The 13685-nt window shown below is 50.4% G+C and carries 8 protein-coding genes; 3 read left to right on the forward strand and 5 right to left on the reverse strand.

The window, feature by feature from the left end; genetic code table 11:
* Positions 1-52 precede the first annotated feature (52 nt).
* Both MN202_RS18585 and MN202_RS18590 read right to left on the reverse strand, forming a co-directional pair.
* Positions 53-3226: an efflux RND transporter permease subunit gene (locus MN202_RS18585; protein WP_335737645.1), complete on the reverse strand. Its 3174-nt coding sequence runs from the start codon at positions 3224-3226 to the stop codon at positions 53-55.
* A 4-nt stretch (positions 3227-3230) separates the two neighbouring features.
* On the reverse strand, positions 3231-4451 hold the full coding sequence (locus MN202_RS18590; RefSeq protein ID WP_335737646.1) for an efflux RND transporter periplasmic adaptor subunit: 1221 nt from the start codon (positions 4449-4451) through the stop codon (positions 3231-3233).
* Positions 4452-4921: 470 nt separating this feature from the next.
* Here MN202_RS18590 and MN202_RS18595 point away from each other — a divergent pair, with 470 nt between their 5' ends.
* Positions 4922-5230 carry an isoamylase early set domain-containing protein gene (locus MN202_RS18595; protein ID WP_335737647.1) on the forward strand — a complete coding sequence of 103 codons (309 nt, stop codon included), beginning with the start codon at positions 4922-4924 and terminating at the stop codon, positions 5228-5230.
* Between the two features lie 39 nt (positions 5231-5269).
* On the opposite strand, the gene MN202_RS18600 is transcribed toward MN202_RS18595, so the two are convergent.
* Positions 5270-6388 (reverse strand): beta-ketoacyl-ACP synthase III, encoded by a 1119-nt coding sequence (locus MN202_RS18600; protein ID WP_335737648.1) that lies wholly within the window; start codon positions 6386-6388, stop codon positions 5270-5272.
* A 159-nt stretch (positions 6389-6547) separates the two neighbouring features.
* On the opposite strand from MN202_RS18600, the gene tamA reads away from it, so the two are divergent.
* A complete protein-coding gene (gene tamA, locus MN202_RS18605) occupies positions 6548-8338 on the forward strand; it encodes an autotransporter assembly complex protein TamA (protein WP_335737649.1) in 1791 nt (596 codons plus the stop codon).
* Positions 8335-12087 (forward strand): autotransporter assembly complex protein TamB, encoded by a 3753-nt coding sequence (gene tamB / locus MN202_RS18610; protein WP_335737650.1) that lies wholly within the window; start codon positions 8335-8337, stop codon positions 12085-12087. The genes tamA and tamB overlap by 4 nt, the downstream gene beginning before the upstream one ends.
* On the opposite strand, the gene MN202_RS18615 is transcribed toward tamB, so the two are convergent.
* Together MN202_RS18615 and MN202_RS18620 are read right to left on the reverse strand one after the other, a co-directional pair.
* Positions 12084-12851, reverse strand: coding sequence for a methyltransferase domain-containing protein (locus tag MN202_RS18615; protein ID WP_335737651.1), 768 nt, complete (start codon positions 12849-12851; stop codon positions 12084-12086). The genes tamB and MN202_RS18615 overlap by 4 nt on opposite strands.
* A complete protein-coding gene (locus tag MN202_RS18620; RefSeq protein WP_335737652.1) occupies positions 12848-13609 on the reverse strand; it encodes a Nif3-like dinuclear metal center hexameric protein in 762 nt (253 codons plus the stop codon). The genes MN202_RS18615 and MN202_RS18620 overlap by 4 nt, the downstream gene beginning before the upstream one ends.
* Positions 13610-13685 lie beyond the last annotated feature (76 nt).

Raw genomic sequence — 13685 nt, forward strand, 5'->3', positions numbered from 1 at the left:
AAAAAACAAAGGCCACGCATTGCGTGGCCTTTTTACTGCCGGCATTACCGGCTTATTTCGATATAACTTCGCCTATACGGGTGTCCTGTTTATGCTCTTTTTTGCGGAACAGGTTTTTCACATCTTCTAAGATCACATACAGCGCCGGTATTAGCAGCAGCGTAATAATGGTGGCAAACAAAATACCAAATGCCAGCGACACCGCCATTGGCACCACGATTTTCGCCTGCAAGCTGCGCTCCAGCACTATTGGCGCCAAACCAACAAAGGTGGTTAAAGACGTCAGCAAAATTGCCCGAAAACGCTGTGCACCTGCCTGCGACACGGCCTGGCGTACTGACATGCCCTCTTCGCGGGCACGGTTAACAAAATCGACCATTACCAGCGAGTCGTTTACTACCACACCTGCCAACGCCACCAAACCAAAGATCGACATAATGCTCATGCTAAGCCCAAGCACCATATGCCCTATTACCGCGCCCACTAAACCAAAGGGTATGACGCTCATGATAATAAGCGGCTGACTGTACGATTTAAGTGGGATTGCCATCAAGGCGTAAATACAAAACAGCGCAAAGACACCAGCTTTAAGTAAATCGACCTGAGCATCCATTTCATCCTGACTGGCCCCATCAAGCTCGCCGGTTACCCCTTCGTATTTGGCTGTGATCTCAGGAATAACAGTCTTACGCATTTCGCCAACCACCTTGCCCGGTTCAACGCTACTTTTATCCGCCGCCGCGATAATAGTCACGGCCCGTTCACCGTTAACGCGGTTAATCGCACTAAAGCTTGGCTGCATGGTATAGCTTGCCACCTGGGCAAACGGAATTTCGCCGCCATCTTTGGTACGAATACGCATATTTTCTAAACTACCGACAGAGCTGCGTTCATCGCGCGGGTAACGCACCATGACTTTTACTTCCTCGCCGTCGCGCTGTACCCGTTGCGCTTCTGCACCATAAAAGCCGTAGCGGACCTGACGGGCAACATCTGACAGGGTTAAGCCAAGCAGATGGGCTTCAGGTTTTAGCTGTAACACTATCTCGTCGTTACCACCGAGCAAATTATCTTCTATATCGTATACACCGGCATACTCGGCCAGACGGGCCTTAAGCTCTTCGGTAGCCAGCTTCAGATTATCAAGATTAGTGCCGCGCAGTTGCAGCGCGATATCTGCCCCGCCGCCGCCACCGGTGGAAGCGTTAATTTTAAAGGCTTTTAAGCCTGGGATATCCGGCATTTCCTGGCGCCAGCGGTTGGCAATTTCAAAGCCGTCAATTTCACGACCTTCGCTTTTTTCCAGCTCGACCACCAGCTGGCCAGCGGTATCACCCTGCAAAAACATCAGCCGGTGTTTCACTATATCTTCGTCGAATTCAGCGTTGAGCTGCGCATTGGCACGCATTAATGCGGCTTCTGCTTCACGCAATGCATTAACGGTAGCTTTGTTGGAGGCGCCTTCCTGCATAATCAGATTGGCATTAATAAAGTCACTGGGAATATTCGGGAAAAACACCCAGCGCACCAAGCCACCACTTAAAACACCAAACATCAGGATCAGCATGGCGAAAAACGCCGCCATCGTAATGTAGCGGTATTCAATACAACGTTCGACAAATGGCTGATAGCGCTTGGTAACAAAACGATGCATTGCCGCGGCTATAGTCAGACGTACGGCTTTTAACATATTGCTGCAACTGCGGCCCAGGCCGTAAAACAGCCCTTTACGCTCAGGATCCCAGGGTTTGGTATCCATATTGACAATGTGCGCCGGCAATATCATTTTCGACTCAACCAATGAGAAGATCAGACACAGCACCACAACCCAGGCTATTGAGCCCCAAATCGGCGCCTGGGCGCCGCCCACCATCAGCATTGGCGTAAAAGCAGCTATAGTCGTTAACACACCAAAGGTGGCTGGCATGGCCACTTTTTTCGCCCCGGCGATAACAGCTTCTGCCGATTTACCGCGTTTTTCAATTTCACTGTAGGCACTTTCACCAATAATAATGGCGTCGTCCACCACTATACCCAGCACCAGAATAAAACCGAACAAACTGATCATGTTGATAGAGACATTGAACAATGGCAGTGGCAACATTGCCATAGCGCCGAGGAAACACACCGGTATGCCAACCATTACCCAGAATGCAATGCGGAACTCAAGAAACAAGGTTAACGCCAACAGCACCAAAAAAGCACCCATCAGCAGGTTGTTACTCATTAAATCTAGCCGGCCTTGCAGGTAATAACTGGAATCGCCCCAATGCGCTATTGATACCGATGAGGGCAACTGCTTTTGTTTACGCTCAACATAGGCTTTTACCGTCTCAGCAATTTTTAAAGTATTGTCATCGCCCACTGCACCAACCCGGATTGATACCGAGTTTTTACCATCAAAGGTTGATAAATCTTCACTGTCGATAAAACCATCGTTAACGCTGGCAATGTCTTTTAGCGTCAGCTTGGTACCATCGGCAAAAGTTAACAGAACGATGTCTTCAAAATCCTGCAGATAATAGGCCTGGCCTTTAGTACGCAGCAATATATTACCGCTATCCGATTTGATCGAACCACCAGGCAAATCCACTGAACTGCCGCGAATAGCATTTACCACCTGCTCAAATGTTAAACCGTACTCTTTTAACTTCAGCTCAGACAGCTCTATCGCAATTTCATATTCGCGGGCACCAATTACATCGACCTTGCTAATACCCGGCAGCTTCTTCAGCTCGTCACGGACATCTTTTGCCAGCTCTTTTAAAGTACGCTCGTTGGCATCACCGTATAGCGATAACCACATCACATCGGCTTGAAACCTTACCCGGTACACTACCGGCTTTTCAGTTTGCTCGGGCAGCGAAGAAATAGCCGACACCTGGGTTTTAATTTCGTCCATCACCTCCTGCACGTCGTAGTTGTTGGCGACTTCGGCACGTACCGTCGCCAGGCCTTCAACTGCAGTCGACCGGATGCGCTTAATACCATTAATGCCACGCAGGCTTTCTTCAATTTTATCAATAACGCCGGTTTCAACTTCCTGTGGTGCCGCGCCCAAATAAGGTACACGGATATTCACCTGCTCCAGCACAATTTCCGGAAATATTTGTTTTTTAATGGTAAATAGTGAAAACACACCGGCAACCAGAATAATCGCCATCAGCAGATTGGCGGCTACGCTGTTACGGGCAAACCAGGCAATTAACCCCTTGTTGGTATCCATAGGGTTACTCCTTCACTTGAGATGTCAACACAGCAGCACCGCCGTCTTTATCAGCGGCCAGCTCGGTAGCGTTATCGGTACCGGCAATACGCACCTGCGTACCGGCCAGCGGGTTAGCAATAGCAGATGTCGCCAGACGGTCGCTGTCTAAAAAGCCACTGCGGATGTAGGCAAATTGCTCATCAGAGCGTTCGATAACGACATCACGAAATTGCAGCTGCTCTTCAGTATCAACCACCAACACCTGCTGCTGCGCCAGCAATAAATACCGCGGAATAACCACCACATCAGAGGTGGCGTTACCCATTATTTGGGCCTGCACAAAGCGGCCGAACCGCAGCGGTGTCGCACCGGACGTGTTGCGCCGATACGGATCTTCTATCTGCGCGACAGCATAAATAACCCGGCTGCGTTCATCTAAAACCCCTTCGGTACGCACTATACGGGCTGGCCACTGCGACATCACCCCAGATACGACAGCCGTTAACATCACCTCAGGTTTAACCGGATCATCGATAGATTGTGGCAACTGGATAAAACCGGCGTCATTATCAGTAATAGGTAAACGGACTTCGGCGATATCAGTGCCGTACACTACGCCAACACTGGTACCACGGCTGATAAACTGCCCCAGGTTTACTGCCCGGCTTCTTACCATACCGGCATAAGGTGCACGAATTTCCGTACGGGCCAAGTCACGTTTCGCCCGCTCCAGTTCAGCCTCGGCAGAACGTACATTCGCCAGGGCGCCAGCCAGCTGCGGCCGGCGTAAGCCAAGCTCGGGCGCGGTGCCATCAGTAAAAGAGCGCCACTCTTCCTCTGCTACCCGGCCCCGCGCTTTTTCTTCTTCTAACGCCGCCTGCGCGTTAGCCAAACTTGCTTCGGCCGCTTTTACATTAGTCAGGTAATCCGCTTGCTCTACCCGCACCAATAAATCACCGGCATTAAAAAAGCCGCCTTCAATAAAACTGTCTGCCACATCAACAATGCGGCCGTTAACTTCAGATACCAGGCTGGTTTCCAGCCTTGGTTTAACCGTACCCTGAGACTGAATACGATAAACAATATCCTGTTGCTCTATCGGTTGCGCCGTAACTAAAATTGTCTGCCGTTGTTCTTCTTTTTTCTCTGGCGGTTTGCGCAAACTGCTCAGGCTGCCAGCGGCAACTATTGCAACAGCTACTACAGCTACAGGTATCAGGATTTTTTTAATTTTTGCTGCCATGTTGATTCCCACGTTATTTTTTTAAACTTGCACTGGCTTTATTCTAAAACGACAACAGCGTAAAGTAACCGACAGAATGTTACGCTTTGTATCTGTCAGGCTAACTATATGATGACAATTCCAGGTTGCTGATAAAAACTACAGCTATATCAAACTGCGCCAGCTAGCTAAATATAAGGCTTTGACACTTTTTCGCCGCTTAACAACACGCTGCTACTTCTGGCATCAAGCGGGCAAACCGTCATTAGTTAGTAATATCTTGTTACAACTGCTATATCATTTTGCGGCGGCGTGCTTTTGCCATTTTAGTTATATCGATCTTTAAAATTAGTATTTGCTGCAAGCGCTAATTTTTCTTAAGGTAGACAACGCCATAAAGTGTTCATAAATCAATCACAAAAACAGAGCATTATGTACTGCCGACATTGACAGACGTATACCGGTTAATCATTAGCATTGAGGGTGACATTATGAGTATTAATAAGCAATATTTGAAAACGAAACCGTTGTGCAAAGTAACCTTTACCCTGCCGGCCCACCGGCTGGAGAATATTGAACAAGTTGCTTTGCTGGGCGAGTTTAATGACTGGGATCCACAGGCTTTACCGATGAAAAAAAGTAAAAGTGGCGACTATACTGCAACGCTAAATTTGCCGAAAAACCGCGACTATCAATTCCGCTATCTGGTTAACGGCGGCACCTGGCTTAACGATGATGCTGCTGATAGTTACCAGCCATCACCGCTATCCTATGATCAAAACTCGGTGGTAAGGCTCTGAGTTGCCAGCTAACGGGCAGCCTGGCTGCCCGTTAAACTATCAGCATTTTTGCAGCACCAAACAACCGACCGAATAGCCGGCACCAAAGGAGCATAAAATTGCGTGGTCTCCGCGTGACAGACCGGTTTTATATTTATGAAAAGCAATCACCGAGCCGGCAGAAGCGGTATTAGCATAGGTATCCAGAACCAGCGGAGCTTCTTCGGGTAAGGGATCACGGCCAAGTATTTTCTTCGCCGCAAAAATATTCATATTGATGTTGGCCTGATGCAGCCATAAACGCTTTAACTGCTCCGGCGCCACCTGCTGAGCGGCCATCTCAGCCAGGATCACATCCGCCACTATCGGCAGTAGTTCTTTAAATACCTTGCGACCTTGCTGTTTAAAAAAGGGTACCAGCGGATCAGTTTCGCTAAAACAATGCTCTGTGTACCCGACATCACAGCGGATATTATTTGAAAACTCGGTTTTCAGCCGCATACCGTTAATGCGATAGGCATTGTCTGCGCTGCAGCTGTCTTCTGCTTCAATAATAGTTGCAGTACAAACATCACCAAAAATAAAGTGGCTGTCGCGGCTGCGATAATTAACCTGCGGTGAGGCAAATTCCGGGTTAACTACCAACACCACTTTAGCCGCTCCGCCCCGGATGGCATTGACAGCGTTACTGATTGCAAAGGTAGCAGAAGAGCACGCTACGTTCATATCAAAGGCGTAGCCTGCCGCGCCGAGTAATTGCTGCAGTTCAATAGATAAGGCCGGATAAGGCCGTTGCATATTTGACGCGGCACAAATAATCAGATCAATATCTGCTGCAGTTTTATTCGCCTGCGCCATAGCTTCACGAGCGGCCGACAACGCCATCTCTACCATTTCCGGCGCTTGTTCTTCATTGCGGCGCGGAAACAGCGGATGCATTACGTCTGCGTCCAAAATGCCGTCTTTATACAACACATGCCGCGCTTTGATACCGGAGGCTTTCTCAATAAATTCACTGCTGGAGTGCTCCAGAGCCTCTATCTCACCACCAGCAATAGCGGTGGCATGTTGCGTATTAAATTGATCAACATACTGATTGTAGCTGGCCACTAACTCATCATTAGTAATAATCTGCTCGGGCGTAAACAAGCCAGAGCCGCTGATAACCACACTTTTCATAGTACTGCCCTTGTCAAATCGCGGTTTTACTACCGCTTATACAGTGGCTGCAGTATAACTGATGTTTTACCAGCAGTTGTACCGTACAGCGCTATTATGCTGCGAATAACAGCGTGTTCAGTCTCGATTTATGCACCGCGGTATACATTAGCAGGCACTGTGAGCCATAATAACGCCGGTATTCACTTTTATTTCATTTTATTAATACGGGATTTTTCCACGCCAATGTCTACCCCGGCTTTCCTGATAACTGCAGTGCTGGCAGCCATACTTAGCATAAGTTTTCCCGCTTGGCCGGCAGCGCCCTATCAGTTTCATATCGAGGGCGTATCAGGTGCCTTGCGCGACAATATCAAGATTTATCTGCATAAATACACCGATACCGATCATCCACCCGGCCTGCGTTTGCAAACGACAATAGAGCAGGACGCCAATACCGCCCTGCAAGCTTTGGGCTATTACCAAAGTGACATCAGAGTTAGTCATGATCCCGCCAATCCGGCAATACTGCAGGTTAGCGTAACAGCAGGTGAGCCCGTGCGCATTAGCCAAAGCGATATCCAATTGACTGGCGACGCTGCTACCGATGCTGACTTTGCTACCTTGCTGGCAACTCAGGCGCCAAAGCCAGGCCAGATCCTGCATCATGGCGCTTATGATGGTTTTAAAAGTGCATTAAAAAGTCTGGCTTTACGTAAAGGCTACTTTGATGCCGACTTTGACGTAGCCCGGCTTGAGGTCGCACCTGAGCTACAACAAGCTTTTGTCCGGCTGCATTTTAACTCCGGAACGCGCTACAAATTTGGCGCGATAAGTTTTAGCGGCCATCAGATTGCCGAAACCGGCTTGCGCTCTTTGATTCCGTTTAACCGCGGCGATTACTATCTCGCCAGTCAATTAGGCGAGTTTAATCAGGCGCTTGCGGCGACCGGTTGGTTCTCGTCGATATTAGTGCAGGGTGACACGAGCCAGATGCAAGACTTTAGCCTACCAATTGATGTAGCGCTGGAGCCACAACGGCGCAATATTATCGAAACCGGTATCGGTTACTCGACTGATGTAAAAGCCCGGCTAAAACTTAACTGGAACAAACCCTGGCTTAATAAAGCCGGCCACAGCCTGAGCACTAAACTGGCGGTGTCAGAGATAGAACAAAGCATCGAAGCTGCCTACAAATTACCGCTGGCCAGTGTCGCCAACGACTTTTATCAGCTGCAGCTGGGCTTTCGTAACCGAGATAATCAGGACACACAAAGCCGCGAGTCCAACCTGGCTTTGGAGCGCCATTGGCTGCTAAGCAGTGGCTGGTATCGTACCGCTTCTGTCCGCTGGTTGTATGAAGACTTTGTCCAGGCCGATCAGAACGACAGTATCAGCCTGATCATGCCCGGTTTAAGTTACAACCGTACTGAGCAAACCAGCGGTGCTATGCCTGCCTCGGCCAACCGTTTATTGCTGGGCGTTGAAGTATCAGATGAAGCCTGGGGCTCAGACGCCAGTTTCGTCCGCTTACGCAGCCGCCTTGGTTGGATTGGCAGTGCCGGCGACAATCACCGTTTTGTTACCCGCGTTGATGCTGGCGCCATCCTGATGGAAGGCTTATCACAACTGCCTCCATCATTACGCTTTTTTGCCGGTGGTGATAACAGCATCCGCGGTTATGGCTATGAAACGGTATCGCCGCGTAACAGCGAGGATGAGCTGACCGGTGGCCGTTATATGCTAACCGGTGCGTTGGAATACCAATACCGGGTTAAAGGTAATTGGTGGCTGGCCGCATTTAGTGATTACGGCAGTGCCTGGGACGACACACCAGACTGGGTACAAGGTGTTGGTCTGGGCGTGCGCTGGGCCTCCCCGGTCGGCCCGGTGCGGCTTGACTTTGCCTGGGGCCTGGACGGACCCGGCAAAGGTTTTCAACTGCATTTAGCCCTGGGGCCGGAGTTATGAGCCTGCCTATCACCAGGCGCTGGCTGAAACGCAGCCTGAGCTGGCTAAACCGAGCCCTGCTGCTGCCCTGCACCCTGCTTATTGCCGTATTGATAACCTTGCTATACACACCGGCCGGTTTAACCTTCAGTCTTTGGCTGGCCCAACATGCCGTCGCCGGTTTATCTGTTGAGCGCAGTGAAGGCAGTGTGCTGGGCGGTAATAGCCTGTACGATGTGCGTTGGCAGGATGACACAATAAAACTGACTCTGGCGCAAAGCACTGTGCAGATAGACAACGGCTGCTTCTTACGCTTGACACTTTGTGTCAAACAACTGAACCTGCAAGGCCTGCAACTTGACGTTGCGACTTCCCCCCCGGCGCAGCAAACGGAGCCGCCACATGCTGCAGCAAGGTTCTGGTTGCCTTTTGCTATTGATATTACCCAATTGCAGCTAAATGATGCCAGCGTACGGGTTGCCGGCAGTGAATTAACATGGCAACAGTTCAGCACCGCAGCTCAGTTGTGGGGCAACAAAGTTCAGTTAATACAGCCACACTGGCAGCAGGTAGACCTGGTGCTACCCGACACGGCTGTTAGCCAGACAGATACCGCCTTTGTCTATCAGGTGCCAGAATTAGCAGATATCAGGCTGCCGCTTAATGTGTTTATTGATCGTTTTAAGTTGACGGACTTTACGCTGCAACAACCACAGCCACAAACTCTTAGTGAACTGTCGTTCAGCCTGCAACTGCAGCCGGAGCAGTTTAACCTGACACAGCTTGATATTAAGCACCCGCTGGCAACGTTGCATGCCTACGGCCGGTTAAATCCCAGCGGCAATTATCCGCTACAAGCCGATATCCGGCTGTTACTGCAAGACACCGAGCTGGCCGGCCAGCAACTGCATATTTCGCTGGATGGGGATCTGAGTAATTTAACCGTGCAAGCCAAGGCCAGTCAGCTGCTGGATGCACAGCTGTCGTTATGGCTTAATCTGCTGGCGCCAAACCTGCCGCTGCAGGCCAAAATCACAGCGCCACAGCTGCAATGGCCACTTAGTGATACAGCACAAATACAACTTCAACAGCTGTTAATTGAGGCCAACGGCGAACTGGAGCAATTGCGTTTTAACGCAGCTGCTGCATTAAGTGGTCAGCAACTACCACCGGCCCAGATAACATTAACTGGCCATAGCAGCTTAAGCGCTGCCACAGTGGAACAGCTGGACCTGGCTACCCTTGGCGGTAGGCTTAGTGCCACAGCAGAGGTAAATTGGCAGCAACATCTCAGTTGGCTCGGTAGTCTGCAGTTAGCGCAAATTCAGCCAGGTCAATTCTGGCCTGACTATAACGGCGAGTTAGATGGCAATATGCAGTTTAACGGCGATCTGACGCAATCCGGTGGCTGGCAGCTAACGCTACCGCAGCTGCAGCTTAACGGTAGCTTACGAGGCTATAACCTGTTGCTTGATGGTGCTCTGCAGGCAGCGGATCTAAGCGGCCAAGGCGACTATCAGTTAACTACCCCCGGCCTGACACTGCGCCATGCACAAAACCAGATCCAACTGACAGGTTCGCTGGATAAAGACTGGCAACTGGCCATGGACATTGCCATACCTGATTTGCAACAAACCTTAAGTGGTGCCAACGGCGCTATCAGTGCAAATTTTCAGCTAAGCGGCAAGCGCGACGCACCGCAGCTTAGCGGTAAACTGAATGCCCGCGATTTGCAGTGGCAGGATGCCCGTCTGCAGCAATTAACGCTGGCGACCGATCTGAGTTTAAGCCGTGAACAAAACCTGACGACCGCGCTGTCACTGCAGGCCAAGCACGCCACCTATCAGCAGCAAAGTATTGACGAACTAAACCTGACACTTGACGGCACAGAGTTACGCCATCAGCTGACGCTGCAGCTAAGTAGCCCAGAGCACAACGCCAGCATGGCAATGCGCGGCAGTTTAAAAGCTGGCGAATACTGGCAGGGCACGCTGGAGTCGGCGCAACTTGACAGTCTGCTGGGACCCTGGCAGCTGGCTGACAGCACTGCTCTGGATTACCGCTTTGCTAACGCACGTTTAACTATCCAACCACACTGTTGGCAGCAGCAACCGACTAGTTTATGTGCGGTTAAAGCAGTCAAACTCAGCGCAGAGCATATAGAACTGGACCTGGCTCTGCAGCAGTTTACCCTGTCAACACTGGATCACTTTTTGCCTCCGCTGATGGCGCTGGAAGGCAGCGCCGATGCACAAGTGGCTGTTAATTGGCAGCAGGGCAAACAGCCTCAAGCACAGCTTAAACTCAGTGGCAGCACAGGCAGATGGCAATATCACACTGAACAACCGCTGGAACTTGGCTGGCAAAACTGGAGCCTGAATGCAGCACTGGCCAAAGACACCTTAACCAGTGCTTTGCAACTACAGCTGTATAACAACGCCAGCTTGCAAACTGATGCCACCATCAGCGATGTTCAATCGTCGTCGCGTAATGTAGAAGGCAGACTGTTACTGCAACAGTTCAGCCTGGCCTTTTTACAACCACTGCTGCAGCAAAACAGCAACCTTGCCGGCATGCTGAACAGCGACTTACGCTTTAAAGGCAGTTTAACAAAGCCGGATCTTAATGGCAGCGTGGCGCTAAGCGGCTTTAAACTGGCCGGGCAACAGGCACCAGTGGATGTTACTGATGCCAATCTGGAGCTGAAATTTGCCGGCCAGCAGGCCAGTTTGCAAGGTTTAGCCAGCACCAGTAAAGGCCAAATCCATTTAAACGGCGAAGCACTCTGGCCACAAACTGATGACTGGCGAGCCACGCTTAACATCACCGGCGATGAGCTAAGCCTGCAAGTGCCGCAGGCCAGATTGCAAATTGCACCGGATTTAATTGTTAGCGCCAGGCCTGGGCTAACTACTCTTAGCGGTACAGTGCGCATTCCTTTTGCCCGCATCAGCATTGACAGCCTGCCGCAAACTGCTGTCGGGCTGTCTGATGATTTGGTATTGCTGGATAACAAACTACAGCCGATAGCGACCGCCGAAAAAACGGCCTTTGCTTTGCAAACCGATATTAATGTCATACTTGGCAAGCGTGTGCAATTATCAGCCTTTGGCCTGCAAACCCGTCTCAGCGGTAATTTAAGAGTGCGCCAGCAACCCCAACAACACCCCACCGTAAATGGCGATGTCAGCCTGCAGGACGGTACCTTTAGGGCTTATGGCCAGGATTTACTGATCCGTCAGGGAAAAATGAGCTTTAACGGCCCGGCCGATCAACCTTTTTTAAATGTCGAAGCCATACGCAATCCGGCCAATATGGAAGACGATGTGATTGCCGGTATCCGTGTTACCGGCCCGGCCGATCAGCCTAATATCACGCTGTTTTCCGAGCCGGCGAAACCACAGGCTAATGCGCTGGCCTACTTACTGATGGGCCGCGATATTGGCAGCGACTCCGGTAATGCCGGTTCAGCCCTGACGACCAGCCTGATTGGCATGTCTATATCTTCAACCGGTGCTGTCATTGGCGAACTGGGCGAAGCCTTTGGCGTACGTGATCTGACGCTGGACACGGCTGGCGCCGGTGACAAATCACAGGTTACGGTAAGCGGTTATTTATCACGCGATCTGCAGGTTAAATATGGTTATGGCATTTTTAATGCTGTCGGCGAATTTACCCTGCGCTACCGGATCATGCGCAATTTATATCTGGAGGCGGTAAACAGTTTGGATAACGCCGTTGATTTACTGTACAAATTTGAGTTTGATTAGTCTGCCCTCAGCAGTAAATGCTGATAGCGGCCCAAAGAAGCGTAAGGCTCGGTACGGTTGTACTGCAGCTCCAACGCCAGTATTTGCTGATAGTGGCTTTGCTGCAGCTGCGGTTCACGCAAATAATCATGGAAGCAGCGCACGCCGGTTTTGCCAAGCAGTGTAAAGCCGGCCTGCTGGCACCATTGCAACACCTCAGCAGGCTGCAACGGGTGTTGCGGGTTTAAACTAACCTTCTTTTTTACCTGTAAATCGGCAGCAACATAGTCAAAGTTGCCATACACCATATTGGCAAAGCGTTTGGCATCTTTGTTGTAAAACATTAACGACAGTACGCCCGCCGGTGCCACCAGTTGTTTTAACTGCGCCAGTGCCAGTTGCGGTTCGGCCAGCCACTCCAACATAGCGTGACACAGCACTAAGCGATACTGCTGCACCTGGCTGCTGGCCAGCTCCGACAAGGATATTTGCTGAAAGCTGGCTGTGGACAGGCCCTGAGCGTCAGCCTGTTGTCTGGCCATTTGCAGCATCTCGGCGGAAATATCACACAGGTGCACACTGTGCCCCTGTTTTGCCAACGCCAAAGCCAACTGGCCCTGCCCGGCACCGACATCGAGTATGTTGCAAGGCTGACGCAGCAGCTCAAGTTCATTAAGATCGCGTAACAACACGTGCTGGCGCAACTTACCTTTGCTGTTGTCGTATATATTGCGGCTGAATTTTGCGGCTATGCCGTCAAAGCTACGGTCGGTTTTTTGTTTCATGCCGGGTTATCAATATCAATAAATTGCACATCAAGACCAAACTGTTGGGCAATAAACTCGCCCAGGGCTTTTACGCCATATCGCTCTGTTGCATGATGACCGGCGGCAATAAAATGAATACCCAACTCACGCGATAAATGAATGGTTTGTTCCGACACTTCACCACTGATAAACAATTGCGCACCGGCCGCCGCTGCCTGCTCGATATAACCCTGACCACCGCCGGTACACCAGGCCAATTTACTAACCGTCAGGCTAATATCAGCAGTGTGCAGCAGTACCTTACGCTGCAAGGTCGTTTCCAGTTGCTGTGCTATTTGCTCAACATTCAGCCCGGCTGCAAGCTCGCCCTGCAGCAACACACCGGTCGGCTCTGCCGCCATTATGGCGCTGATATGTTGGGCGTTTAGTAACACCCCAAGCTGGGCATTATTGCCAAGCTTTGGGTGCACATCCAGCGGTAAATGATAAGCCAGCAGATTAATATCGTGGCGCAACAGCGTTTGTAAACGCTTCTTTTTTATCCCTGTTACCTGTGCGGTTTCGTTTTTCCAAAAATAGCCGTGGTGCACCAGTATTGCATCAGCATTAGCTGCAACTGCCGCATCCAGCAAGGCCTGGCTGGCGGTGACACCTGTCACCAGGCGGTTAATGCTGGTTTTACCTTCTACCTGCAAACCATTGGGGCAATAATCACGGATTTTGTCACTTTGTAACTCGGAATTAAGAAAGCTAACTAGCTGGTCGCGTTCTATCATTGACTGATTTTCCACTGTTTTTAATAGCGCTATTGTACTGCAACCGGCAAAAAAATCCGGCACATTTGTGTTATGG

Origin of the sequence: Rheinheimera muenzenbergensis (genome assembly GCF_036984005.1) — a bacterium.
GTDB lineage: Bacteria > Pseudomonadota > Gammaproteobacteria > Enterobacterales > Alteromonadaceae > Alishewanella > Alishewanella muenzenbergensis.

Bases quoted from the DNA above. Each gene is read 5' to 3' on its own strand.
- MN202_RS18585 (WP_335737645.1), bottom strand. From the start codon at position 3,226: ATGGATACCAACAAGGGGTTAATTGCCTGGTTTGCCCGTAACAGCGTA.
- MN202_RS18590 (WP_335737646.1), bottom strand. From the start codon at position 4,451: ATGGCAGCAAAAATTAAAAAAATCCTGATACCTGTAGCTGTAGTAGCT.
- MN202_RS18595 (WP_335737647.1), top strand. From the start codon at position 4,922: ATGAGTATTAATAAGCAATATTTGAAAACGAAACCGTTGTGCAAAGTA.
- MN202_RS18600 (WP_335737648.1), bottom strand. From the start codon at position 6,388: ATGAAAAGTGTGGTTATCAGCGGCTCTGGCTTGTTTACGCCCGAGCAG.
- tamB (WP_335737650.1), top strand. From the start codon at position 8,335: ATGAGCCTGCCTATCACCAGGCGCTGGCTGAAACGCAGCCTGAGCTGG.
- MN202_RS18615 (WP_335737651.1), bottom strand. From the start codon at position 12,851: ATGAAACAAAAAACCGACCGTAGCTTTGACGGCATAGCCGCAAAATTC.
- MN202_RS18620 (WP_335737652.1), bottom strand. From the start codon at position 13,609: ATGATAGAACGCGACCAGCTAGTTAGCTTTCTTAATTCCGAGTTACAA.